Source organism: Ornithinibacter aureus (assembly GCF_009858245.1).
GTDB classification, from domain to species: Bacteria; Actinomycetota; Actinomycetes; order Actinomycetales; family Dermatophilaceae; genus Fodinibacter; species Fodinibacter aureus.
Genome location: NZ_VMSB01000001.1, coordinates 3639124 through 3662230, shown reverse-complemented (window position 1 = coordinate 3662230; position 23107 = coordinate 3639124). Strand labels below are relative to the sequence as shown.

The following is a 23107-nucleotide window of genomic DNA, read 5'->3' as shown; positions in this document are numbered from 1 at the left end:
GTGAGGGGTGTGCTCTCGCGAGCCACAACTGGGTCGCGGGACCCGGCGGGCCAGTGTTTCATTGTTGATTGGAAACCACGTCACGACATCCCCCGAACCGGGTGAGAGTCGGTATCCTCACCCACTCCCGAGCGCGAGGACCCCTCAGGCCGAGGCTGCGGGCGCCCGGTCCCCGGACCCTCCAGCGGGCTCGCGCACCGCGGGCACGACCGACAGCGCGAGGATCGCCAGGGCACCGACGACGAGCAGCGAGCGCAGCACACCGACACTGTCCCCGAGCAGGCCCAGCACCGGCGGGCCGGCGATGAAGGCGACGTAGCCGATGGTCGCGACGACCGACATCCGGGCCGCTGCGCGAGCGGCGTCGTCCGCCGAGGCGCTCATCCCGACCGGGAAGCCGAGTGCCGCGCCGACGCCCCAGACGGCCGCACCGATGAAGGCGAGCCACGCGCTGCCGAAGATCACCATGGCGGCACCGAGCGCGGCCAGGGCGAAGCTCACGCGCAGCACCGGGACCCGGCCGTGGCGGTCGAGCAGGCGGGTGCCGACGAGGCGCCCGATGGTCATCGCCGTCAGGAACGTCGCGAACGCCAGCACCCCGGCCCAGGCCGGCAGGTCGTGCCCCTCGACGAAGGCCACGGCGAGCCAGTCGTTGGCCGTGCCCTCGGTGAAGGCGGCCGCGAGGACGACGACCCCGATGAGCAGGGTGCGGGGCTCCAGCCACGCAGAACGGTGGCGACCACGGGCGGCTCGCGCCTCCTCGTGGTGCTCGGCGGTGTGCGGCAGGAACCGCGGCAGCGCCCACCAGGACAGGAGCACGGTGACCGCGGCGGCACCGATGAAGTGGATCGTCAGCGGCACGCCGGCCCACGACATCCCCGCACCGATGAGCGCCGATCCCACGGTTCCCCCGCTGAAGGCCGCGTGGAAGTGCGGCATGACGGCGGTTCCGAGGCCACGCTCGACGTCGGCCCCCTCGAGGTTCATCGAGACGTCCCAGACCCCCACGCCCAACCCGACGAGGAACAGCCCCGCGGCGAGCGCCAACCGTGAGCCCTCGGCATCCACCACCGCGCCGACGACGAGGAGCCCGGTGAGGGCGACCACGGTGCCCAGTGCCACGGCCCGGGTCGCCCCGATCCGCTGCGAGATGCGACCAGCCAGCGGAAGGCCCGTCACCGACCCCACGCTCGCGGCGAACAGGGTCATGCCGAGCTCGCCCGCGCTCAGCCCCAGCGCCTCCTTGGTGTCGGCGATGCGGGAGGCCCACGAGGCGAAGACCAGACCGGCCAGGGCGAAGATCACGAAGACGGAGTTGCGTGCCGTCATGACGCGGGCCCGGTCGAGGGGCTGCGTGGTGGGGGCGGCGTCAGGCATGGCGGACACGGGCTTTCCTTCGATTCTCTGGTGGTGATGTGTGGCGCACGGCACGTGAGGTGCGCAGGTGGCTGGTTGGCCGACCACGGGTGCGATCGCACCGTGAAGGCGGAATCGAATCGATTCGATCGAATCGATTCGATATTGTGTCCGCCATGGCCCCCACTCGTCAAACGCGATCCGCGCAGCGCCGTCCGACGCTGCGGGACGTCGCGCGCCGCGCCGGGGTGTCGACGTCCACGGCATCCCTGGTGTTCAGCGGGAAGGGGCCGGTCGCGCAGGCGACCGCCCAGCGCGTGCGCGACGCGGCATCCGCCCTGTCGTATGCCGGGCCGGACCCCTTGGCGTCGTCGCTGCGGCAGGGCCGGGTGGGCACCGTCGCCGTCGTCGTCGAGGGGCCGCTGCGGTACGCCTTCCACGACCCCTTCGCCTTGGCGATCCTCGACGGCCTCGCGGAGGAACTCGATGTCGCCGGTCGCTCGATGCTGCTCATCGCCCAGCCGCTCGACGACCCCGACCGAGCCGTGGCCCAGCTCGCGACCCAGGCCGTCGACGCGGCGGTCTTCCCGCTGTGCGGCCACCGCGACAACCCCGTCGTCGACCACCTGCTGGCCCGCGGGGTCCCGCTGGTCGGCAGCGGTGCCCCGATCCACCCCCAGGTCGCGCACGTCCTCACCGACGAGTTCGCCGCGATGCGCCTCACGACGCAGCACGTGCTCGACCTCGGCCACGAACGGGTCGCGCACCTGAGCATGATGCTGCGGGCCCACTCCCCCACCGGCGTGGTCACCGATGCCGACGTCGCCACCGCCACCTACCCGGATGCCGTGGGTCGACTCGCCGGGTTCCGCTCGCTCGCGGGGCCCTCGGCTCCCGTGGTGCAGGCCTGCGACCTCACCGTGGAGGCCGGAGAGGCGGCCGCCCGCCTCCTGCTCGACGTCCCCGAGGACCAGCGTCCGACGGCGATCGTCACCCAGGCCGACCTGCTCGCGGCCGGGGTCGTGCGCGCCGCCGAGTCGATGGGCCTGCGGGTCCCCGAGGACCTCACGGTCACCGGCTTCGACGGCGTCGACCTGCCGTGGCTCGGGCACGTGCTCACGACCGTCGACCAGCCCGGTGCCGAGAAGGGCCGCCGGATGGGACGACTGGTGCGGCTGGCCCTCGAGGGCCGCCCCGTGGCCGATGAGACCTATCCGGTGACCCTGCGAATCGGCACGACGAGCGCCCCACCCCCGGCATGACTCAGCCGGTGTGTGTGAAGAACGTCCATGTCCCGGAGTTCTTCACACACACCGGCTGGCGTCGGTGCTGCGAGGTCTGTGTGATCAGGCCTTGTCTGCGGTCTCGGCCTCGGCCTCGGTGTCGGCAGCCTCGTCCTCAGCGGACTCCGTGTCGGCAGCCTCGGCCTCGCTCGCCTGCGCGACGAGGTCAGCGAGGCTGGGCTCCTCGTTCTGCGGCACGAGCTCGTCGAGGTCGATGACCGTCCCGGCGGTGTCGGTGACGACAGCCCGGTCGAGCACGGCGGCCAGACCCTTGCGGCGGGCGACCTCCTGCACGATCGAGGGGATCTGACCCTGCTGGTCGATCGTCTGCGCGAAGGTGTTCGGGTCCATGCCGTACTGCTGGGCGCTCATGACGAGGTACTCGATGAGCTCGGGCTGCTCGACGCGGACCTCGAGCTTCTCGGCAATGGCGTCGAGCAGGAACTGGGCCTTGAACGCCCGGCGGGTGCTCTCCTGGACCTCGGCGCGGTGCTCGTCGTCGTCGAGGCGGTTCTCGCCCTCGAGGTGCTGGTGCACCTCGGCCTCGACGATGCCGTCGGGCACCGGGACGTCCACGGTCTCGAGCAGGTGCTCGAGCACCTTGTCGCGGGCCTGGATGCCCTGCTCGTACTTCTTGCTCTGCTCGGCCTGGCGCGTGACGTCGGCGCGCAGCTCCTCGAGGGTGTCGAACTCGGACGCGAGCTGGGCGAACTCGTCGTCGAGCGCGGGCAGCTCACGGACCTTGACGGCCTGCACGGTGACGGTGCACTCGGCGTCCTCACCCTCGCGGTCGCCACCGGCCAGCGGCGCGGTGAAGTCCTTGGACTCGCCGGCGCTCATGCCGATGAGGGCCTCGTCCATGCCGGGCAGCATGTTGCCGCTGCCGACCTCGTAGGAGACACCGGTGACGGCGTCGATCTCCTCGCCGCCGATCGTCGCCGACAGGTCGATGGAGACGAAGTCGCCCTCCTCGACGGCCCGCTCGACCCCGACGAGGGCGCCGAAGCGCTCCTGCAGGGCGGTGAGGCGCTCGGTGATGTCGTCCTCGGTCGCCTCGACGGCGTCGACCTCGACCGCGATCCCCTCGAGATCGGGGAGCTCGATCTCGGGGCGCACGTCGGTCTCGACGGTGAAGGTGAAGTCCTGGCCGTCCTCCAGCGGCACGGCGGTGACATCGACCTCGGGCTGGCCGATGGCGCGGACGTTCTGCTCCTCGGCGGCCTCGGCGAAGAAGCGCGGCAGGGCCTCGTTGACGGCCTCCTGGACCACGGCGCCGCGCCCGACCCGCTGGTCGATGATGCGGCTCGGGACCTTGCCCTTGCGGAAGCCGGGGATCTGCACCTGCGCACCGATGGTGCGGTAGGCGTCGTCGAGCATCGGCTTGAGCTCCGCGAACGGGACCTCCACGCTGAGCTTGACCCGGGTCGGGCTGATGGTCTCGACGGCACTCTTCACTTCAGGAACTCCAGAGCCATGGGGGAATCGGGGGACAAACCGCTTGGATGCCGTACGGCCGGCCACGAGCGGACCGGCACCTCCCAGCGGCGCGCGAGCGCGCGGCATTCGGGTAGGGCACCAGGGAGCAACTGTAGCGGGCACGAACAGGGCCACCCAATCCGCTGTCGAGATGGCCCCGGCGACGCCGCCGCGGTGGGTAGCCTCCCGAACAGTGCCGCCCGGAACCCGGGCAGCCCGACCGAGAAGGACCCTGATGACCCTCACTTCGACCAGCACCCGCCGCCTTGCCGGCACGGGTGCCATCCTCGCCGGTGTGCTCGCGAGCACCGCCCTCGGCGCCACCGCGTCGACGCCCAGATGGACGTGCTCAACGCGTCCTTCGCCGGCGAGACCTCGGACACGGCATCCGACAGCCCGTTCCGCTTCGACCTCACGAAGACCAACTACGTCGTCAACGAGGCCTGGGCCAACGTCGCTCCCGGCAAGACCGAGCGCGCGATGAAGGCGGCCCTGCACGAGGGCGACGCCACGACGCTCAACATCTACGCGGCTGACATCGGCGGCGGTCTGCTCGGGTGGGCGTACTTCCCCAAGGGCTACAACAACGGCCGCGACTACATCGACGGCGTCGTCATCCTCGACGAGTCGATGCCCGGTGGGGACGCCGGCAAGTACGCCTTCGGCGACACCCTCACCCACGAGGTCGGCCACTGGATGATGCTCGAGCACACCTTCGCGCACGGCTGTGGCGCCTCCGGCGACTACGTGGCCGACACCCCGAAGGAAGCCGGGCCTCAGTTCGACTGCCCCGAGGGCGTGGACACCTGCAAGGCCCCGGGCCTCGACCCGATCCGCAACTTCATGGACTACACGCAGGACGAGTGCATGAACGAGTTCACCCCGGGCCAGGTCGAGCGGATGAGCGACGCCTGGCAGCAGTTCCGCGTGGGCGCCAAGGCCTGACCACGGCCTCACCCCCCACGACTCGGGTGCCGAGGTGGCTGCTGCGGCAGCCCCTCGGCACCTGTGTTCTCACTCCTGGTCGGAGAAGAGCTCGACCTTGCGCCGGTCCCCCGAGACGATGATCAGGTCCCCCTGGTTCACCACCGAGGTCGGCGTGGCATACGAGAAGTCCTGGCCCGGTGACTTGATGCCCACGATGGTGACGCCGTAGCGCGAGCGCACCCCGGCATCCGCCAACGTCTTTCCGAGGATGCCGTGGGGCGGGGTGGTCTTGACGATCGCGTAGCCGTCGTCGAACTCGATGTAGTCGAGCATGCGACCGCGCACGAGGTGCGCGACGCGCTTGCCCATCGCGTGCTCGGGCCGCACGACGTGCGCGACCCCGACCTGCGACAGGATCTCGCCCTGTGAGGTCGTGATGGCCTTGGCCCAGATGTCGCTGACCCCCAGCTTGCGCAGCACGAACGCCGTCAGCACGCTCGCCTCCAGGTTGTGGCCGATGCCGATGACAGCCTTGGAGAACTCCCCCACACCGAGCTGCTGCATGGCCTGGATGTCGGTGGAGTCGGCCTGCACGACGTGGGTCCAGCGGCCGGCAAGGTCCTGCACCCGTTTGGGGTCGTTGTCGATGGCGAGCACCTGGATGTCGTCGCGCTCGAGCTCGTCGGCGAGTGACTTGCCGAACCGGCCGAGACCGATGACGACGACTCCGCCGGACTGGGCGATCTTCCTAGCCAATGAGGGGCGCTCCTTCGGGCAGGGTGTAGCGGCGGGTGTTCTCGCACAGGTCGAGAGCCGACACCAGGGTGATCGGGCCGAGCCGGCCCAGGAACATGAGGAAGACGAGCACGAGCTGGCCCGGCTCGCCGATCTGCGGGGTGATGCCGGTCGAGAGCCCCACCGTCGCGAAGGCCGAGGTGGTCTCGAACATGACGTCCTGCAACGGCAGGTCGGTCAGCTCGGTGAGCAGCATCGTGCCGCCGACGACGGCGGCCACCCCGAGCAACGCCACGGTGGTCGCCTGACGGATGACCCGGTGGTCGATGCGCCGGTCGAAGGCGATGACGTCACGGTCGCCGCGCACCTCGGCGACGATGACGAAGAACAGGACGATGAAGGTCGTGACCTTGAGACCGCCGGCGGTGCCGGCCGAGCCGCCGCCGACGAACATCAGCAGGATGGTGCCGAGCAGGGTCTCGTCGGTGACCTCGCCGTAGTCCCACGCGTTGAAGCCGGCCGTGCGCGGCTGGACTGCGTGGAACCACCCGTCGAGCAGCTTGTCGCCCGGGCCGAGGGGTCCGAGGGTGCCGGGGTTGCCCCACTCGGTCGCGGTGATGAAGAGCGTGCCGCCGACGAGCAGGGCGCCGGTCATGAGCAGCGTGAGCCGGGTGTGCAGGCTCCACGTGCGGGTGTTGCGGCTGCGCCGGCTGCGCATCAGCTCGACGAGCACCGGGAAGCCGAGGCCACCGATGATGATGGCGACGGTGATGGGCAGCAGCACGAACGCATCGGTGAGGAAGCCCATGAGGTTGTCGCTGAAGAGCGCGAACCCGGCGTTGTTGAATGCCGAGACGGCGTGGAAGACCCCGTGCCAGGTGGCGGTGGCCCAGGAGTCGTCGTACTCGGCGCGGAAGCGCAGCGTCAGCATCACCGCGATCGTGGCCTCGACGACGACGGTGATGAGGAAGACCCCGCGCAGCACCCGGCGCACGTCACCGGGGCCGATCGCCCTGGTCTCGGCCGCGGCCGTCAACCGGGTTCGCAGGCCCATCCGGCGCGAGAGGAACAGGGCGATGAGGGAGGCCAGCGTCATGATCCCGAAGCCACCGACCTGGATCAGCGCGAGGATGATCGCCTGCCCGGTGGTGCTCCAGTAGGTCGCCGTGTCGACCGTGGTCAGGCCGGTGACGCACACCGCGCTCGTTGCCGTGAACAGTGCGGTGACGAAGGGCGCGTCGCCCTCGTCGGCCCGGGAGACCGGCAGCAGGAGCAGCAGGGTGCCGATGACGTCCGCGACGAGGAAGGCGGTGACCACCACCTGCGCCGGGTGCCGGAACACCGGGCGGCGACGGGTCGGGCGGCCCGACCTCGAGGAAAACACCCGCACAAGATGGCACGCCGGTGGAACTGGTGTGGAGCGGGCGACGAGAATCGAACTCGCGTAGCCAGTTTGGAAGACTGGGGCTCTACCATTGAGCTACGCCCGCACACCTCGTGGTCGAGGACCCCGAGTGCAGCGGCTAGCCTAGTGGCCGCGCTCGCGGGATCTGAAATCCGAGGCTGAGGTCAGGGTTGTCGTCTGACCGACCTGCTCGGATGCCGTCCGCGGGCTGCGGGGTATGGCGCAGCTTGGTAGCGCGTCCGCTTTGGGAGCGGAAGGCCGCCGGTTCGAATCCGGCTACCCCGACGATGAACCGGTTGCGCTCGCGCATCCGGTTCTGTCGTCGAGGTTGCGGGATGACGGGAGCGGGCTCGCGACATCGACGGAGGAGGTGACGCGACCCGCGGCGTCCGGCTACCCCGACCAGCAACGCACGGCCTGCAACGCAGAAGTTCGGATCGCACGCAGCAATTACCGGTCGAGACCTGAACTTCTGCGTTCGCAGCGGGCGTGAGGCCCCTCAGAGCGGCCGCAGCGTTGCCCGGAGCTCGCTGACGACCCGCCCGGCCCGCACCCCCTTGGCCTCGAACCCGGCATCCGGCCGCCACGGCGGGCGCACCCCCTCGACGACGTCCCAGCGTCCGTGCTCGGCCAGCTGGGCGCGCGAGTGCGCCGCGTAGGAGTCGATGTCGGTCGCGATGAGCAGCTGCCCACCGACCTCGAGCCTGGAGGCGATGAGCGCCAGGGTGTGCTGCTGCACGAACCGACGCTTGGCGTGCTTGTTCTTGGGCCACGGGTCGGGGAAGAACAGGTGAACGGCCGCGAGCGACCCCGGCGAGACCCGCTCGGTGAGGAAGGGCAGGGCATCCCCCGGGTGCACCCAGAGGTTCTCGACCCCGGCGTCCTCGGCGAGCGCCAGCATCCGGGCCACCCCGGGCACGTGCACCTCGACGGCGATCAGGTCCGCCTCCGGGTGGGCGGTGCAGAACGCGATGGCCGCGGCCCCGTGCCCCGAGCCGATCTCGACGACGACCGGGCTCGTGCGTCCGAAGGCCACCTCGGGCACGAGCGGACCGTCGGGCAGGGCCCGCGCGGGCATGAGCCGGGCCATCCGCTCGTCGGTCAGCGGGCTGTTGCGCCAGCGCGGGGTGAACGTGCGGATGCCGTTCGGTGGCGCGGGTAGCGGGTCGGCCTCAGCGGCCAGGTCGGCGTCGGCCTCAGCGGCCAAGTCGACCTCGACAGCCTCGACAGCCTCAGCGGCCAACGGCTCGGGGGCGGGCACGGCTCCCACTCAGGGGGTCCTCTCAGGCGGGGTCACAGACGGCGGACGGCCAGTGCCGCCCGGTCGTCATCCTCCCCCGAACGGGCGGCGCTGCACACTTCGCCCGCGACGTCGCCCTGGTTGAGCAGCGTGGTCGTGGCGATGCCGAGCATGCGGTCGACGCCGTCGACGAGGTCGCGTCCCCGGGCCTCGACGATGCCGTCGGTGTACAGCAGGAGGGCGTCACCGTGGCCGAGCCAACCGCGCTGACGCGGGAAGTGCGCGCCGGGGACCACACCGAGGAGCGGGCCCCGGCCACCGGCGATGACCTCCCAGCGGCCCTTGCCGAAGGTGAACAGCGCCGCCGAGGGATGCCCTGCGTTGCCGATCGCGTACTCCCCCGTGCGCAGGTCGACCTCGAGGTGCACGGCGGTGGCGAAGCCCTCGACCCAGCCCTGTCGCGCGAGGTAGTCGTTGGCGGTGGCCAGGAACTGGTCCGAGGGCACCGCCCCGAGCAGGCCGCCGAAGGCTCCGGACAGCAGCAGCGAGCGGGTGCCGGCGCGGGTGCCCTTGCCGCTGACGTCGACGAGCACGATCTCCAGGCGATCACCCGAGGGCGATCGGTGGGCGACGAGGAAGTCGCCGGAGAAGTGCTCGCCGTGGGCCGAGCGGATGCACGACGACACCTGCCAGCCCGGGGGCAGGTCTGGCAGCTGGCCGCCGAGGGCGATGCGGTCGCGCAGCTCGGCGAACATGCGGTCGCCGCGAAAGCCTCGGGTCCCGATCCGCGCGCGCGACACCGACGCGATGAGCATGACGGCCATCACGGCGACGACCGAGACCGCCACGAACATCGAGCGGGTCAGCCCGACGCCGGAGTGGGGCACCCAGCCGGTCACGAGGATGAGCGCGATGCCATAGACCATCACCAGGGGACGGGGGCGCAGGACCACACCGGCGACGACGACCGTGGGGAAGAGGAACGAGATCGGCACGGCGTGCGGCCACCGCGCGATGGCGGCACCCAAGGCCAACAACCCTCCGACGAACGACACGAGAAGGGCACGCTCGGAGACCGACCCGGCGCGTCGTGATCCGCCCAGCCATCGCATCGCGGGGTGCGCACGCGGACGCGGACGCACGATCACGTCGTTGGGCATCGCACCCCTTCCGGTCAGATCAGCGGGCACACCCTAACCGGGCAATGGTTGAAATTGCGACCATCTGCGGTGGGGCATTCTCAGGAAGGATGCCGGGTGCCCACCCCAGTGCGCCAGACCCGCTTCGACGCACCCGCCGATCACGCAGGAGGCAGCGGAGGGAGCGTCCCGGACTCGTCGTAGTCGGCGACCATCGTGATCCGTCGCACGTGGCGCGGGTCGCCACTGAATGGGGTCGCGAGGAAGGTCTGCACCATCGAACGGGCCTGCTCGACGGTGTTCATCCGGGCTCCGATGGAGATGACCTGGGCGTCGTTGTGCTCACGGGCGAGCGAGGCCAGTTCGTCGTTGTAGCACAGGGCCGCACGGATGCCTGTGACCTTGTTGGCTGCCATCTGCTCGCCGTTGCCGGAGCCCCCGAGCACGACACCGAACGAGCCGGGGTCCGCGGCCACGGCCTCCGCGGCGCGCAGGACGAACACGGGGTAGTCGTCGAGGGCGTCGTACTCGTGGGGGCCGTGGTTGGTGACGTCGTGCCCCTGCTCCCGGAGGAACGCGACGAGGTCGAGGAGCAGGTCGTGGGCGGCGTGGTCCCCGCCGAGGTGAACGCGCATGTCAGGCCTCCGTGTGGAAGATGGGCTCGCGGGTGCGCGAACGCTTGAGCTCGAAGAAACCGTCAGTGCCGGCGACGAGGACGCACCCGTCCCAGAGGCGACCCGCGGCCTCGCCGCGAGGAGCGGGCGAGACGACCGGGCCGAAGAACGCCACGCCGTCGACGGCGATCACCGGGGTCCCGACCTCGTCACCGACGAGGTCGATGGCCCGCTGGTGGCTGGCGCGCAGGACGTCATCGAGTGCGTCGGAGGTGGCCGCCTCGGCCAGCTCCGCGGGCAGACCCACATCAGCCAGCGCACCCGCGATCGCCGTGGAGTAGTCCTCCTCACGGTGGTGGATGTGCTCACCAAGGGCGTCGTAGAGCGGCTTGACGACCTGCTCGCCGTGCGCCTCGCGGGCCGCGATGACGACCCGAACCGGGCCCCAGCCCTGCTCCATGAGCTCGGCATACTGCTTCGGGAGGTCACGGCCCTCGTTGAGCACCGCCAGGCTCATCACCGACCAGGTGACCTCTACGGGGCGCACCTGCTGCACCTCACCGAGCCAGCGCGAGGACATCCAGGCCCACGGGCAGAGCGGGTCGAACCAGAACTCGGCGCTCGCGAGCTCTGCGGACGTGGTCAGGGCGGTGTTCTCGGTGGTCTCAGGCACCCGCACATCCTGCCATCCGGGCCCGACACCGACGAGAACACCCACCCGTCCCCACGGCCCGAGCCCGACGGGCACAAGAGCGACCACGCGACGTCAGCGCCCCGTGACAGGATGGCTCACGACCCGGACCGGCCGCCCGAGACGACCGCCGGCATCCGACCGTTCGTCAGGCGTGGACACCACCACGCCCACCTGCGCGCCCACACAAGGAGAACCGTGCCCGGCACCAACCTCACCCGTGAGGAGGCCGCAGCCCGTGCGGCCCTCGTCACCGTCGACACCCACGAGGTCGAGCTCGACGTCACGACCGGCCCCGAGACCTTCGCCACGCGAAGCACGATCCGCTTCAGCTGCGCCGAACCGGGCAGCGAGACCTTCGTCGATTTCGTCGGTGACGCGGTCACCGGCCTCACCCTGAACGGCACCGACCTCGACCCGGCCGCGCACTACGCCGACAGCCGGATCACCCTGCCCGGCCTCGCCGCCGACAACGTCGTCGTCATCACCGCCACGGGCCGCTTCACCAACACCGGTGAGGGCCTGCACCGCTTCGTCGACCCGGTCGACGACGAGGTCTACCTCTACAGCCAGTTCGAGGTTCCCGACAGCCGGCGCATGTACCCGGTGTTCGAGCAGCCCGACCTCAAGGCCGCCTTCACCTTCACGGTGACCGCGCCGGCGCACTGGCAGGTCATCTCCAACTCCCCCACCCCAGACGCCGAACCCACCGGCGAGGGCGTCGCCACGTGGCGGTTCTCCCCCACCCCACGCATCTCGAGCTACATCACCGCGCTCGTCGCCGGGCCCTACGACGTCGTGCGCGACACCCTGACCAGCCGCCGGGGCGAGGTGCCGCTCGGCATCTTCTGCCGCAAGTCGCTGACGCCCTACCTCGACGCCGACAACCTCTTCGACCTCACCAAGCGCGGCTTCGCGTTCTTCGAGGCCGAGTTCGACTGCGCCTACCCGTTCGAGAAGTACGACCAGATCTTCACGCCCGAGTACAACATGGGGGCGATGGAGAATGCCGGGGCGGTGACCTTCAACGAGGTCTACGTCTTCCGCTCCCGGGTCACCGAGTCGCTCGTGGAGCGGCGCGCCCTCACCCTGCTGCACGAACTCGCCCACATGTGGTTCGGCAACCTCGTGACGATGCGCTGGTGGAACGACCTCTGGCTCAACGAGTCGTTCGCCGAGTGGGCCTCGACCACCTGCCAGGCCGAGGCCACCGACTGGACCGACGCCTGGACGACCTTCGGCACCCACGAGAAGGACTGGGCCTACCGCCAGGACCAGCTCTCGACCACCCACCCGATCGTCGCCGAGATCCGCGACCTGCGCGACGTCGAGGTCAACTTCGACGGCATCACCTACGCCAAGGGCGCCTCGGTGCTCAAGCAGCTCGTCGCCCACGTCGGCCGCGAGCCGTTCCGCGACGGTCTGCGGGCCTACTTCGCCAAGCACGCGTGGGGCAACACCACCCTCGACGACCTGCTCGTCGAGCTCGAGGCGACCTCGGGCCGTGACCTGCGCGCCTGGTCACGGCTGTGGCTCGAGACCGCCGGGGTCAGCACCCTGCGCCCCGTCCTCGAGGTCGACGACCGTGGGCTCATCGCCTCGGCGGTGATCGAGCAGACCTGCGCTCCCGGGTTCGAGACGGTGCGCCCGCACACGCTCAACGTCGGGCTGTATGCCGTTCGCGACGGTGCGCTGCACCGCACCGACGTCATCGCCGTCGACGTCGACGGTGCGGTCACCGAGGTCACCGAGCTCATCGGCCGCGAGCAGCCCGACCTGCTCCTGGTCAACGACGACGACCTGGCCTACGCGAAGATCCGCCTCGACGAGCGCTCGCTGGCCACGGCCCTCACCCACCCCCGCGGTTTCACCTCCTCCCTTCCCCGCTCGCTGGTCCTGGCGTGCCTGTGGGACATGACCCGTGACGCCGAGATGGGTGCTCGGGCGTTCGTCGACGTCGTGCTCGCGACCCTGCCCGGTGAGAGCGACTCGACCCTGCTGCGCACCCTCATCGCCCAGCTGCAGACGTCGGTGCTCTCCTACACCGACCCCGAGCAGCGCGAAGCCACCCGCGCCTCGACGCGGGACCGGCTGTGGAAGATCGCCCGGGCCAGCGAGCCGGGCACCGACGCACAGCTCCAGCTCGTGAGCGCCGCCTGCGCGCTGACGACGGCCGGTGACGACGTCACGGCGGTGCGAGCCCTGCTCGACGGGACCGAGGTCCTCGACGGGCTCACGGTCGACTTCGAGATGCGCTGGACCCTGCTCACCGCCCTCGCGGCAGCCGGCGAGGCCGACGACGCGATGATCGACGCGGAGCTGGCCGGCGAGGACACCGCCACCGGTCGCGAGCGCGCCGCCCGCGCGAAGGCCGCCCGCCCCACGGCACAGGCGAAGGAAGCGGCCTGGGCCGCGGCCGTCGAGGGCTCCGGCCTGCCGAACGCCGTCGTCGACGCCATCGGTCAGGGGTTCAGCCGACCGGGCACACCCGCCGACCTGCTCCGGCCCTACGTCGAGCGCTACCACGCCATGCTCGACACCGTCGAGGAGCGCGGGTCGCACGCCCTGGTGGAGTCGGTGGTCTACGGGTTCTACCCGCGCCCGCTCGTCGACCGCGCCCTGCACGACGCCACCCAGGCCTGGCTCGACACCCACCCCGATGCCCCGGCTGCGCTGCGCCGGCTCGTCGTCGAGAACCGTGACCCCGTCGCCCGGGCCCTGGCCGCCCAGGCCCGCGACGCCGGAGCCTGAGACACATGAACCCCGACTCCCCCGCGCTCCCGACGTGGGAGCAGACCCAGCAGTGGCTGCTCACCGACGGTGCCCGCATCCTGCTCACCATCGTCATCGCGATGACGGCGCTGTGGGCGCTGCGGCGGGTCATCGACCGGGTGGTCGCGACGATGACCTCGCGATCAGCCCGCCGTCTGGCCGAGTCCGGCCGGGCCGGACGGGTGCTCGCCAGCGCGACCGGTCTGGACAACGAGCGGCAGCGGCAACGGGTCGAGACGGTGGGCTCGCTGCTGCGCAGCGTCGTCACCATGACCGTCGCGACGCTGGCCATCCTCACGATCATGGCCCTCATCGGCATCCCCCTCGGGCCGCTGCTCGCCTCGGCGGGTGTCGCGGGTGTCGCGCTCGGTTTCGGGGCGCAGAGCCTGGTCAAGGACTTCCTGTCCGGGGTGTTCATGATCATCGAGGACCAGTACGGCGTGGGCGACGTCATCGACACCGGCGAGGCCATCGGCACCGTGGAGGAGGTCACCCTGCGGATCACCCGGCTCCGGGACGCCAACGGGGTCACGTGGTACGTGCGCAACGGCGAGATCATCCGCATCGGCAACCGTTCGCAGGGGGTCGCCACCGCCACGGTGGACATGCCGGTCTCCTACGCCGAGAACGTCGACCGCGTCGTCGGCATCATCCGCGAAGCCGCAGCGGAACTGGGGGCCGACCCCGACTGGCAGGAGCAGCTCATCGAACCGCCGACCGTGCTCGGGGTCGAGTCGATCATCGGCACGACGATGACCGTGCGCACCGTGATCACGTGCACTCCCGGCGAGCAGTTCGCCGTGCAGCGCGAACTGCGGGAGCGGCTGAAGAACGCCCTCGACTCCGCCGGGGTCATGGGGCCGCCGCCCACCCCGTTCATCGGTCCGACCGGAGGGAAGCCATGAGCCTGTACGACGAGATCGGCGGCGAGGAGACCTTCGAGCGACTCGTCCAGGCCTTCTACGAGGGCGTGGCCGCCGACGCCGAGCTGCGCGCGCTCTACCCCGAGGCCGACCTCGGCCCCGCCGAGCGTCGCCTGCGGATGTTCCTCATCCAGTACTTCGGCGGCCCGAGCACCTACAGCCAGGAGCGCGGCCACCCCCGTCTGCGGATGCGCCACGCGCCCTACCCCGTCACCCTCGACATGCGTGACCGCTGGATGCGGCACATGCTCGCCGCGATGGACACCCTCGACCTGCCCGAACCCCAGGCCGAGCAGATGCGTGACTACTTCCTGCGAGCGGCGCACATGCTCGTGAACTCCGACGACGGCATCCCCCCGACCGCCGGCCACGGCCTCCCCTCGTGACGTCTCGACGACGGTCCGCGCCCGCACTCGCGCACCGGATCGCGCGTTGGTCTTCGCCATCGGCGCGAGGTAGGGAAACATGGGGTCGGTGACTGCGAGCACCCCGAAGCCCCTGACCACCGCCGGCGACGTCGTCCACCCGGCTGACTCCCCCGACGCCCCCTGGTGGCGCGATGCGGTGATCTACCAGATCTACCCGCGCTCGTGGGCGGACGCCGACGGCGACGGCATCGGTGACCTGCCCGGCATCACCGCGCGCCTGTCGTACCTGCGTGACCTCGGTGTGGATGCCGTGTGGCTGAGCCCGTTCTACGTCTCACCGATGCACGACGCCGGCTACGACGTGGCGAACTACCGCGACATCGACCCCCGCTTCGGCACCCTCGCCGACGCCGACGCGATGATCGCGCAGGCCCACGACCTCGGACTCAAGGTGCTCGTCGACCTCGTGCCCAACCACACGAGCAGTGAGCACGCGTGGTTCCGGGCCGCGCTGGCGGCCGGGCCGGGCAGCCCCGAGCGCGACCGCTACATCTTCCGCGAGGGGCGCGGCGCCAACGGTGAGCTACCACCGAACAACTGGCCGTCGGTGTTCGGCGGGCAGGGGTGGACCCGCGTCACCGAGGCCGACGGCTCACCCGGCCAGTGGTACCTGCACATCTTCGACACCACCCAGCCCGACCTGAACTGGCACCACCCCGAGGTCCGCCAGGAGTTCCTCGACATCCTGCGCTTCTGGTGCGACCGGGGCGTCGACGGCTTCCGGGTCGACGTCGCACACGGTCTCGTCAAGCGCGACGGCCTGCCGGACTGGGACGGGCCGGTGGGGCTGTACGACGAGGTGGGCGACGACGCCAGTGGCGACGCCGGTGACGGCGCCAGCCCTGCGCAGGTGCAGTCCAGCGGTGGCGAGGTGCTCGACCACACCGCCACCGGTGCCGCGCCGATGTGGGACCAGGACGGCGTGCACGAGATCTACCGCGCGTGGCGCGAGGTGCTGGACTCCTACGGCGCCCCCGACCGGATCCTGTGCGCGGAGGCCTGGGTGACCCCGGAGTCGCGCCTGGCCCGCTACGTGCGCCCCGACGAGATGCACCAGGCCTTCAACTTCGACTTCCTCGACGCACGCTGGGACGCCGAGGCGATCAGCGCGGTCATCGAGGACTCGCTGCGCAGCAACGACAACGTCGGCGCCCCGACCACGTGGGTGCTCTCCAACCACGACGTGGTGCGCCACGCCTCGCGGCTCGGGCTCGACCAGAACCTGCCGCGCCCCAACGGCATCACGGCGGACGACCCGCAACCGGATGCCGTGCTCGGCCTTCGTCGGGCGCGCGCGGCGACCGCGTTGATGCTGGCCCTGCCCGGTGGCGCCTACGTCTACCAGGGTGAGGAGCTCGGCCTGCCTGAGCACACGACCATGCCGGCCGACGTCCGCCAGGACCCGACCTTCCACCGCACCGAGGGCAAGGTGACCGGGCGCGATGGCTGCCGGGTGCCGATGGCCTGGGCCAAGGACGAGCCGAGCTTCGGGTTCGGCCCGGGCTCGACGCCGTGGCTGCCGCAGCCAGCGGTGTACGGCGACCTGGCCGTGGACCAGCAGCAAGGTGTCGAGGGCTCGACGCTCGAGCTGTATCGCGACCTGCTCGCGTATCGCCGCAAGCACCGCTTCGGGCACGGCAGCCTGACGTGGGACGCCCTGAACTCGCCGAGCGTCATCGCGTTCCGCAACACCTCGGGTGACGGCGAACGCACCCTGCTCGTCGTGACCAACATCGGCGGCTCCCCCGTCACCCTGCCCGAGGGCGACGTGCTCATCTCCTCGGGCCCGCTCGCCGAGGACGGGAGCCTGCCGACGGACACCACCGCGTGGCTCCGGTTGCCGGTGGCCTGAGGTGCGGGCCAGCGACTTCGCCTATCTGGACGCCCCCACCCCGGTCGCGCTCGCACACCGGGGCGGTGCTGCCTATGGGCCCAACCGCGGCGTCGAGAACACGATGGCGGCCTTCCGGCGGGCCGTCGAGATGGGCTACCGGTACCTCGAGACCGACGTGCACGCGACGAAGGACGGGCAGCTCGTGGCCTTCCACGACACCGTGCTGGACCGGGTGTCCGACGTATCGGGTGCCGTCGAGGACCTTGAGTACGACGCGCTGCGCGAGGTGCGGATCGGCGGCACCGAACCGATCCCGCTGCTCGGTGAGCTGTTCGAGGCCTTTCCCGGTGTCCGGGTGAACATCGACATCAAGGCCGACGGGGCGCTCGAGCCCACGGTGCGCGAGGTGCTGGCCCACGATGCGCTGGACCGAGTGTGCATCGGGTCGTTCTCGCCCCGGCGGCTGCGGGCCGCCCGGTCGGCGCTCGGGCCGGGGGTCGCGACTGCTGCCGGGCAGGTGGGCACGGCCCTGATGCGGCTCACGCCTGCGGTCGTGTCGCGGCTGCTGCACACACCCGCCCCGGTGCTGCAGATCCCCGGCCAGCACCGGGTCGCCGGGCGCACGATCACCCTGGTCACCCCGGGGCTGGTGCGGCGGGCGCACGCCTTGGGCAAGCACGTGCACGTGTGGTTCCACTCGTGGTCGCGCGAGGACGCGACCGAGATGCACCGGCTGCTCGACCTCGGGGTCGACGGCATCGTGACCGACCACATCGACGTGCTGCGTGATGTCCTGGCCGAGCGCGGCCACCCGCTCACCGCACCCACCTGATGTTGCGTCTCAGCGCAGGAGCACGTGGCCGCCGGGCGCGGTCAGCCGGGTCCACCGGTTCGACCGGAAGACGGTCACCGGCTCACCGGGGGCCAGAAAGCCGAGGGCATAGGCGGCGAAAGCGCCCCCGGCGCGCACCACGGTGCTCGGGTCCGGCATCCCCGCGTCGACGGTGAGCAGATCGGGGTGCGGCCCGGAGGCCTCCCGGACGTCACGCGCCCAGACCCGATCGCGCACGAAACCGCCGGCGGCGCCACGCTCGCGCACGGCATCCGACACCTCGACGAGCCCGTCGCGGGCCACTGCGGCAAGGAGGTCACCGGGCAGGGCGCCGGCCGGCTCCCAGGGGCCGCGCGGCGGGGTGAGTGCCGACCACGGCGCGAGGGCGCGGGTCGGGGGGACCGGGAGGCCGCGGCCACCTGCGCGGTGGGTGCGGTCGGTGATCGCCCCGAGGGGGACGATGACGTCGAGGTCGGCGGGCGACGCAAGGGCGAAGGTGCGCAGCCCCAGGACGGTGCCCTCGGCGAGGATGCCGGAGCCGGGAAGCACCCCGACCCATGCGGCAAGGACTTCCCCGGCGGCCTGAAGGCGCATGCCTCCCTCGGCATCAACGGCCCGGGCGCGGGTCGCATAGCGGCCCAGGTCCTCGAGGGACTGCTCGTCGACGAAGTCCAGCGTCTCGGTCATCGGCCGGCCCACCGGAAGCTCACGGGCTCGCCGGAGTGGCGGGCCAGTTCGGTGCGCACGTCCGGCGAGAGGCGCCGGGGGCGGGCGGTCGAGAAGTCATAGAGCACGAGGCCGGTCTCGGCGACGGCGTACACGGCGTCGCCGACGTCTGCCGGGTCACGCACGACGTAGCCGAGGTCGAAGCCGGCGCCGTGCACGTGGCTGACCCACATCTCGACCTCGACCGGCGCGGGGCGGAAGGTCAGCGGGGCGCGGTACTCGATGGCGTGGCGCGACACGACGATGCCCTCGTCGAGCATCGAGGGGCGTCCGAGGAACCACTCGCGGATGGCGACGACGCGGGCATCCTCGAGCAGGCGCAGGAACTGCACGTTGTTGACGTGGCCGTAGGCGTCCATGTCCGACCAGCGCAGGGGGACGTCGACCCGGTAGTGCGAGGCGGGGTGCGCCGGGGCGGGCGGCTCTGCGGAGGGCTGCGCCGAGGAGGGGTGCGCGGGATCTGGCATGCCCTCATCCTCTCAGCCCGCGCAGGTTCACGGCCCGGTGGCCGGCTGGGCCGTGAGGACGCCGCTGCGAACCTGGACGGCGCGGCCCGTACTTCGTGATTGGACGAAAAGGGGTCTGACGTGGGGTAACCGTCTGCCCAAAGGTCGGATCACCCTGAATGCTGAGGGCGGGTGCTGGAGGGTGGTCTGGGGGGACGTCCGGATGCTTCACGTGGTGAGTCACCGCGACTCGCCACCCCGACGGCCACCCACGTCCATGCGGCTCACCCTGCGATCCATCTTTGGGATGGACCGCACGCACCACCCCACCTCCATGCGGCTCACCCTGCGATCCATCTTTGGGATGGATCACTCACCGGCACGATGCGCCGGCCTGGCGGCGTGGCGAGAGGCATCATCCGCGCTCACTGCCGTCCAGGGTGATGGCTCACCACGTGAAGCATACGGACGTCCCCCCACGGCACCCCCCGTCCCCCTCCCTCCGCACCCCCCGCACCCCCCGCACCACGGCGCCAACCCCTCTCCAGCTACCAGCCCGCACCTGCCGCCCTACGCTGTGCGGATGCCGCTGCTCCCCTCGACCGCCACCCGCCTCGACCACGTGCTCGCCACGGCCCAGCGCGCCGGCCGCCTGCCCTCGGTCACGGCCGCGCTCGTGCGTGGTGGCGAGCTCGTCTGGAGCGGGGCCGTCGGCACGGTCGACGGTCGACCCCGCGGCCGCCGCGCCGACGCCGACACCCAGTACCGGATGGGCTCCATCACCAAGACGTTCATCGCCGTGGGCGTCCTGCGCCTTCGGGATGCCGGTCGCCTCGACCTTGCCGACCGTTTCGGCGCCCACGTGCCACACACGGCACTCGACGACGTCACCATCGAGCACCTGCTCACCCACGCGAGCGGGGTCCAGGCCGAGACCAAGGGCCCGTGGTGGGAACGCACAGAAGGCGGCGACTGGGACTCCCTGGCCGCCGCGACCGGTCAGCGGTTTCGGGCCGGGCGCCGCTTCCACTACTCCAACGTCGGGTACGCCGCGCTGGGCCGCCTGCTCGAGGTCCACCACGACCAGAGCTGGTTCGACGTCGTCAACGACGAGCTGCTCCAGCCACTCGGCATGACGCGCACGACGACCCGCCCCACCGGCTCCGCCGCGCAGGGGCTCGCGGTGCACCCCTTCGCCGACGTCCTCCTTCCCGAGCCCGAGCACGACGCCGGGGCGATGGCCCCCGCGGGTCAGCTCTGGACCACCGCCACCGACCTGGCCCGGTGGGCGGCCTTCCTCGGCGGCGACACCCACGGCGTGCTCGATGCGGCCACGCTGGCCGAGATGGTCGAGCCGCACCACGTCGTCGACGAGCCCGGCCAGCCCTGGTCGGGGGCTCATGGCCTGGGATGGCAGGTCTGGAACGCCAACGGCATCCGGTACGCCGGCCACGGAGGGTCCATGCCCGGGTTCCTCGCGGGGCTGCGCGTCCAGCTGACCAGCGACAGCCGCGCCACGGCATCCGGATGCCGCCCGCCCGCCGTGGGTGCCCCGGGCGACGGGGTCGTCGTGCTCACCAACACGACGGCGAGCCCCGTCACGAAGACGATCGGCCCGGATCTGCTGAGCACGCTCGCCGACCTCGAGCCGGCACCGGTCACGCCGTGGGCAGCCGCGGGCGACCCCTCGCTGCTCGAGCTCGTGGGAACGTGCCACTGGGGGCCGGCGGTCGAGGTCGCGACGATGGTCGGCGAGCACCTCGTGCTCGGCGAGCCCGGGGCCGGGCGAGGCTCGCGGTTCCGCCGGACCGGGCCCGACGCCTGGGAGGGCCTCGACGGGTACCACACGGGTGAGCCACTGACGGTGGTGCGCCGACCCGACGGCAGCGTCTCGCATCTCGACCTCGCGTCGTTCCGCTTCACGCGCACGCCCTACGACGCTGACGCCGACGTTCCCGGCGGGGTGGACGAGCCCGGCTGGGCCTGAGGGGGACCCGGCGCGCCGGCAGGCGCCGGGGCACGCACGCCCAGCCCCCACACCACGGCGCGCACGACGCCGGACAGCGCCCCGAGCACCACCAGGGCGACGAGCAGGCGGACGTCCGGTGCCTCTAGGACGACGCGCAGGGGCGTCTCGAGCAGCCGCGGCAGGAGCACCAGGACGAGCCCGAGGGCCACCACGTCGACGACGGCGGCCACGGCGAGGACGACACGGCCCGAGCGCGTCCCGCCCACACCGGCCCGACGATGCCGCAGCGCCCACCACGCCATGGCGCCGAGAGTGAGCTGGACCACCACGAGGAGCACCAGGGCCTGTTTCCCCCACCGCAGGAGAGGGTCGACCTCGGCCGTCCGCTCGACGAGGGGCGCCCCGAACAGCAGCCGCTGCACGTTGTAGGCGACCCGCACCAGCTGGTACTCGTCGGCCTGGTCGTTTCCGTTGGCGAGGAGGACGAAGCCGGTGTCCTCCTCGGGCAGGAGCCACTGCATCGCCCGGAACCCCAAGGCGGAGCCGTCGTGGGACAGGACCAGCTGCCCCTCCAGGCTCGGTCCCGCCGACTCGTCCGCGGGGAACAGGAAGAGCCCTCCGCCGTACCTCACGCCGCTGTCGCCGCTGTCGCCGCTGTCGCCCCTGTCGCCGCTGTCGCCGCTGTCGCCACGGTCTCCGGCAGCGACGGGTCGGCCCTCGTGCAGCCAGCGCCACGAGCTCTCCGTGAGAATCGGGTGTGCCACGAGGTGCGCGGCCAACAGGCGCCCGAGGTCTTGCGCCGTCGAGAACATCCGGTACGACCCGACCATGCCGGCGGGCAGGGGCGTCTCCACGGGCCGGTACCCCAGGCCCAGCCAGCGGTAGTGCCCGGTGGCCAGGCCGGCGCCCGCAGCCAGCCCGGCATCCGTGGTCGTCGCCGTCATCCCGAGTGGCCCGAGGACCTCGTCCTGCAGATGGTCCTCGAAGCCCCGGCCACTGACTCGCTCCACGAGCAGCGCGAGGACGTCGTAACCGGCATTCGTGTAGGTGAAGTCCGATGGCTGGAGCCGGTCCGCGAGACGAAGCGCGTTGAGCTCCACGCTGGCCCCGACGTCCCCGCCGAACGACTCGAGCCCGTCGCTGGTCGTCGGCCCCGCCCGGTGGTGGAGGAGGTCGGCCACGGTCACGCTGTCACCACCGGGCGCCAGCTCGGGGTCGTAGGTCGTCACGGGCTTGTCGAGGCCGACCAGGCCGTCGTCGACGAGGCGCAGGACGGCGATCGCGGTCACGGACTTGGCGAGGGAGGCGATGAGGAAGGGGGTCGTGGGAGCCACCGGGTTGCCCTGTTCGTCCGCTGTCCCGAGCCCCACCTCGAGCACGGCATGGTCCCCGACCACGAGGGCCGCGGCGAACCCCGGCACTCCGAGCGAGCGCCGCTCCCGCTCCAAGTAGGCCTCGACCTCCGCGAGGCGGGCCTCGTTCACGACGGGTTCCTGCGCGGTCACGCTGTCGGGCCCGCTCACTACGGGGGACGCACCGGCGCTCGCACCCGCCACCATCACGGATGCCGTGGCGAGGCCGCCTCCCAGCACCAGCACCACACCCGCGGTGAGGGCCGTCGCCGCTCGGCCCACCGAGCGCACCGAGCGCACCGACGACTCCCCCTGCGACGATCGAACACGCATGCGCACTCCTCGCTGCCTCAAGGCCCCTCCCAGATTCGGGCTTGGCCGCCGGCCGTGTCAACGCTTGCTACCGTCCACCCGTGGGACTCGCAGCCGACCTCGATTACCGCATCACCACACCGAACCCGGCTCAGCGCGGGGTGCGTCGGGCGGGATCCGCGCGCGTCGGATCGAAGCTGCTGGCGCGCTACCTGCCCGCCATGGACCGCACCGTCGCCCGCCTCAGCCGGGGCCGCACCACCGCGATCGAGATGCTGGCCGGGCTTCCGATCATCGCGCTGACAACGACGGGCCGGCGCACCGGGACGCGGCGGCACACCCAGCTCGTCGCCATCCCCCACGAGGCGACCCTGGCCCTGCTCGGCACGAACTTCGGCGGGCCGAGCACGCCGACGTGGGCGCTGAACCTCGAGGCGAACCCGGCCGCCACGGTGGCCTTCCGAGACCGCGAGGTCGAGGTCGTCGCCCGCGCGGCGACCGAGGCCGAGCGGGCGCAGGTGCTGGCGACGGCTGCGACGATCTACGTCGGCTACCCGAAGTACCTGGCGCGCATCTCCGGGCGGACCGTGCGGATCTTCGTCCTCGAGCCCTGTGGATGACGAGCCGCCGCTGTCGGTGACTGCACC

General features: G+C 71.5%; 20 protein-coding genes and 2 tRNA genes. 10 read left to right on the top strand and 12 right to left on the bottom strand.

Translation table 11 applies throughout. The features are described 5' to 3' along the window. Positions 1–144 precede the first annotated feature (144 nt). Positions 145–1377: an MFS transporter gene (locus tag C8E84_RS17465; RefSeq protein ID WP_159905096.1), complete on the bottom strand. Its 1233-nt coding sequence runs from the start codon at positions 1375–1377 to the stop codon at positions 145–147. Between the two features lie 155 nt (positions 1378–1532). On the opposite strand from C8E84_RS17465, the gene C8E84_RS17460 reads away from it, so the two are divergent. Beyond that, positions 1533–2618, top strand: a complete 1086-nt coding sequence (locus C8E84_RS17460) for a LacI family DNA-binding transcriptional regulator (RefSeq protein WP_159904203.1) — start codon at positions 1533–1535, stop codon at positions 2616–2618. A gap of 84 nt (positions 2619–2702) precedes the next feature. On the opposite strand, the gene tig is transcribed toward C8E84_RS17460, so the two are convergent. Beyond that, entirely contained in the window at positions 2703–4094 is a 1392-nt protein-coding gene (gene tig / locus C8E84_RS17455) for a trigger factor (protein WP_159904201.1), read from the bottom strand. Positions 4095–4454: 360 nt separating this feature from the next. Between tig and C8E84_RS18280 the strand changes: the two genes are divergently transcribed. Then, positions 4455–5060: a zinc metalloprotease gene (locus C8E84_RS18280; RefSeq protein ID WP_246197017.1), complete on the top strand. Its 606-nt coding sequence runs from the start codon at positions 4455–4457 to the stop codon at positions 5058–5060. A 69-nt stretch (positions 5061–5129) separates the two neighbouring features. Here C8E84_RS18280 and C8E84_RS17445 read toward each other — a convergent pair whose 3' ends face one another. From C8E84_RS17445 to C8E84_RS17435, 3 genes are all read right to left on the bottom strand, one after another. Further along, complete coding sequence (locus tag C8E84_RS17445) at positions 5130–5798, bottom strand: potassium channel family protein (RefSeq protein ID WP_159904197.1); 669 nt, start codon at positions 5796–5798, stop codon at positions 5130–5132. Then, positions 5791–7161 (bottom strand): TrkH family potassium uptake protein, encoded by a 1371-nt coding sequence (locus tag C8E84_RS17440; protein WP_211675652.1) that lies wholly within the window; start codon positions 7159–7161, stop codon positions 5791–5793. Before C8E84_RS17440 ends, C8E84_RS17445 begins: the two co-directional genes overlap by 8 nt. A gap of 32 nt (positions 7162–7193) precedes the next feature. After that, positions 7194–7267 (bottom strand) — tRNA-Gly (locus C8E84_RS17435). A 126-nt stretch (positions 7268–7393) separates the two neighbouring features. Here C8E84_RS17435 and C8E84_RS17430 point away from each other — a divergent pair. Then, positions 7394–7467: transfer RNA gene (locus tag C8E84_RS17430), tRNA-Pro, on the top strand. 214 nt (positions 7468–7681) lie between these two features. Here C8E84_RS17430 and trmB read toward each other — a convergent pair. The 4 genes from trmB to C8E84_RS17410 form a co-directional block, all read right to left on the bottom strand. Beyond that, on the bottom strand, positions 7682–8452 hold the full coding sequence (gene trmB / locus C8E84_RS17425; RefSeq protein ID WP_246197016.1) for a tRNA (guanine(46)-N(7))-methyltransferase TrmB: 771 nt from the start codon (positions 8450–8452) through the stop codon (positions 7682–7684). Positions 8453–8475: 23 nt separating this feature from the next. Continuing rightward, entirely contained in the window at positions 8476–9582 is a 1107-nt protein-coding gene (locus C8E84_RS17420; RefSeq protein WP_159904195.1) for a PP2C family protein-serine/threonine phosphatase, read from the bottom strand. 140 nt (positions 9583–9722) lie between these two features. After that, on the bottom strand, positions 9723–10196 hold the full coding sequence (locus tag C8E84_RS17415; protein ID WP_159904193.1) for a ribose-5-phosphate isomerase: 474 nt from the start codon (positions 10194–10196) through the stop codon (positions 9723–9725). A 1-nt stretch (position 10197) separates the two neighbouring features. Next, a complete protein-coding gene (locus C8E84_RS17410; RefSeq protein WP_281348958.1) occupies positions 10198–10848 on the bottom strand; it encodes a mycothiol-dependent nitroreductase Rv2466c family protein in 651 nt (216 codons plus the stop codon). A 216-nt stretch (positions 10849–11064) separates the two neighbouring features. On the opposite strand from C8E84_RS17410, the gene pepN reads away from it, so the two are divergent. The 5 genes from pepN to C8E84_RS17385 all read left to right on the top strand — a co-directional run bounded on the left by pepN (position 11065) and on the right by C8E84_RS17385 (position 17655). Then, positions 11065–13617, top strand: coding sequence for an aminopeptidase N (gene pepN / locus C8E84_RS17405; protein WP_159904189.1), 2553 nt, complete (start codon positions 11065–11067; stop codon positions 13615–13617). A gap of 5 nt (positions 13618–13622) precedes the next feature. Then, positions 13623–14543, top strand: coding sequence for a mechanosensitive ion channel family protein (locus tag C8E84_RS17400; protein WP_159904187.1), 921 nt, complete (start codon positions 13623–13625; stop codon positions 14541–14543). Beyond that, positions 14540–14947, top strand: coding sequence for a globin (locus C8E84_RS17395; RefSeq protein ID WP_159904185.1), 408 nt, complete (start codon positions 14540–14542; stop codon positions 14945–14947). The genes C8E84_RS17400 and C8E84_RS17395 overlap by 4 nt, the downstream gene beginning before the upstream one ends. A 79-nt stretch (positions 14948–15026) precedes the next feature. Beyond that, entirely contained in the window at positions 15027–16841 is a 1815-nt protein-coding gene (locus tag C8E84_RS17390) for a glycoside hydrolase family 13 protein (RefSeq protein WP_159904183.1), read from the top strand. 1 nt (position 16842) lies between these two features. Beyond that, positions 16843–17655, top strand: a complete 813-nt coding sequence (locus C8E84_RS17385) for a glycerophosphodiester phosphodiesterase family protein (RefSeq protein ID WP_159904181.1) — start codon at positions 16843–16845, stop codon at positions 17653–17655. 9 nt (positions 17656–17664) lie between these two features. Here C8E84_RS17385 and C8E84_RS17380 read toward each other — a convergent pair whose 3' ends face one another. Next, the gene (locus C8E84_RS17380) at positions 17665–18342 is read right to left on the bottom strand and encodes a DUF8185 domain-containing protein (protein ID WP_159904179.1); all 678 of its coding nucleotides are present in this window, start codon (positions 18340–18342) and stop codon (positions 17665–17667) included. Then, entirely contained in the window at positions 18339–18848 is a 510-nt protein-coding gene (locus tag C8E84_RS17375; RefSeq protein ID WP_159904177.1) for an acyl-CoA thioesterase, read from the bottom strand. The genes C8E84_RS17380 and C8E84_RS17375 overlap by 4 nt, the downstream gene beginning before the upstream one ends. 562 nt (positions 18849–19410) lie before the next feature. On the opposite strand from C8E84_RS17375, the gene C8E84_RS17370 reads away from it, so the two are divergent. Then, a complete protein-coding gene (locus C8E84_RS17370; RefSeq protein ID WP_159904175.1) occupies positions 19411–20814 on the top strand; it encodes a serine hydrolase domain-containing protein in 1404 nt (467 codons plus the stop codon). Here C8E84_RS17370 and C8E84_RS17365 read toward each other — a convergent pair. Next, positions 20760–22481: a serine hydrolase domain-containing protein gene (locus tag C8E84_RS17365; protein ID WP_159904173.1), complete on the bottom strand. Its 1722-nt coding sequence runs from the start codon at positions 22479–22481 to the stop codon at positions 20760–20762. The genes C8E84_RS17370 and C8E84_RS17365 overlap by 55 nt on opposite strands. Before the next feature lie 80 nt (positions 22482–22561). Between C8E84_RS17365 and C8E84_RS17360 the strand changes: the two genes are divergently transcribed. Beyond that, entirely contained in the window at positions 22562–23080 is a 519-nt protein-coding gene (locus tag C8E84_RS17360) for a nitroreductase family deazaflavin-dependent oxidoreductase (RefSeq protein ID WP_159904171.1), read from the top strand. Positions 23081–23107: the final 27 nt, after the last annotated feature.